1 protein-coding gene is annotated in these 1,899 nt (G+C 71.1%); it reads left to right on the forward strand.

Annotation, left to right across the window (positions count from 1 at the left end; genetic code table 11):
- The first annotated feature begins 192 nt into the window (after positions 1–192).
- Entirely contained in the window at positions 193–1,827 is a 1,635-nt protein-coding gene (locus tag KN815_RS48880) for an ABC transporter substrate-binding protein (RefSeq protein ID WP_216348172.1), read from the forward strand.
- Positions 1,828–1,899: the final 72 nt, after the last annotated feature.

Below are 1,899 nucleotides of genomic sequence, written 5' to 3' on the forward strand. Positions count from 1 at the left end.
ACCGGCTGTCGCCGGTCTCTCGTAAGGCCTCCAGGGCCGGGAACCACAAGGGATTCACCCGGCACCCGCGGGCCACCACGACCCCATCCAGCAGCAAGACCAGCCACCCCGCCGGGGCCCGGCTGGAATCCCTACACACGGATTAGGACACCCATGGCCGGACCACCACCCCTACCGAGCCGACGACAACTGATGACCTTCGGTGCCGCCGGAGCCGCGGCAGCCTTCCTCTCCGGCTGCGGCGGGCCCGGCTCGCCCCCGCGCCCCGGGGCCCTGGCCCACGTCGGTGCCTGGGCGCCCGGTCCGGGCGACCAGAGCGGCGCCCGCCGCGGCGGACACGTCATCACGGCCTGGTCCGACGAGGCCCAGTCCTACGACCCGGCCATCGGCTGGGACCTGCATAGCTGGGAAGCCATCTCCACGGTGCTGCACGCCCCGCTGTACCAGTACGCCGGACCCGCCGACGGGCCCGCGCCGCACGCCGCGGCGGCCATGCCCAACATCTCCGCGGACCGCAGGACGTACACCGTGCCCCTGCGCAGGGGCGTACGGTTCCACAACGGCCGCAGGGTGACCGCGCAGGACTACGTCTGGACCTGGACGCGTGTGCTGGACCCGGAGCTGGCGTCCTGGGCGTCGAGCTATCTGCTGGGCATCGAGGGCGCCACCGAGGTCTACGAGAAGAAGGCGAAGAAGGTCCGCGGGCTCGAGGCGCTCGACGACCACACCCTGCGGATCCGTCTCAGCGAGCCGGACATCCTCTTCCAGGCCCTGTTGTGCCAGCCGTACATGGCCGCGCTGCCCAAGGAGGAGGTGGCCCGCCTCGGCGCCGGATTCTCCCGCACCCCGGTGGGCACCGGCCCCTTCCGGATCACCCGCTACGACAGCAAGCGGCAGCGCGCGCTGTTCCGCCCCCACGAACACTACTTCTGGCGCGGCACCCCGCTGATCGACACCCTGGAGTACCGCTGGGGCATCGACTACCCGCTCCAGGCACTCCAGCTCAGCGGGGGCAGGGTCGATGTCCTCGGCGAAGGACTCGTGCCCAGCCAGGCGGCCCGCTTCACCGCGGACCCCGAGATGCGCGAACGCTTCGTCCACCCCGTGCCCGTACGCGGCAGCCAGTGGATCACGACGAACCACAAGCGGCCCGAGCTGAAGGACCCCCGGGTCCGGCAGGCGCTGAGCTGGGCGGTGGACCGCGAACAGCTCACCCGGGTCTCCTTCGGCCTCTCCGACCCCTGGGGCTGTGCCTTCCCCAAGCACCTCGACCGCTACCGCCGCACCGCGCGCCCCTACACCCATGACCCGGAGCGTGCGCGGGCCCTCCTCAAGGAGGCCGGTGTGAGGCGGCTGCGGCTGAGGTTCCTGCACGGCGCCCAGGACCCGTGGCCGCTCATGGCCCAGGTCCTCCAGCAGCAGTTCGAGAGCGTGGGGGTGGAGATCACCCTGGATGCGATGAGCGAGTCCGCCTTCGAACTGGCCACCTCCAAGGGCGAGGGCGACCTGTACGGGACCGATATGTACATCGTTCTGGACAGCGCACTGGAGCTGGTGACCACCTGCTTCACCTCGGACGCCGCCCAGAACTACACCGGCTACCACAACAAGCGGGTGGACGCCCTGACGGCCAAGGCCCGCAAGGCACCCACCGCCGAGGCGTCCAACGCCCTCCTGGCCGAGGTCGAGAAGGAGCTCACCGAGGACGCCGCGGGCATCTACATCGGCAGCCTCAACTTCCTCGCCGCGCGCTCGCCCGATCTGCGCAACTACCAGATGCGCGGCGAGACCGGCAGCTACTACGACCGGCTGTGGGTGAAACGATGAGCACCGTTCCCGTCACACCGCAGACCGCCACCGCGCCGGTGGCGACCGCCGCGGCCGGCCCGCGGCCCGACC

This window comes from Streptomyces niphimycinicus (assembly GCF_018883605.1).
Lineage (GTDB): Bacteria > Actinomycetota > Actinomycetes > Streptomycetales > Streptomycetaceae > Streptomyces > Streptomyces niphimycinicus.

Excerpts from the sequence above, each read along its gene's own strand:
- KN815_RS48880 (WP_216348172.1), top strand. The coding sequence starts at position 193 with ATGACCTTCGGTGCCGCCGGAGCCGCGGCAGCCTTCCTCTCCGGCTGC.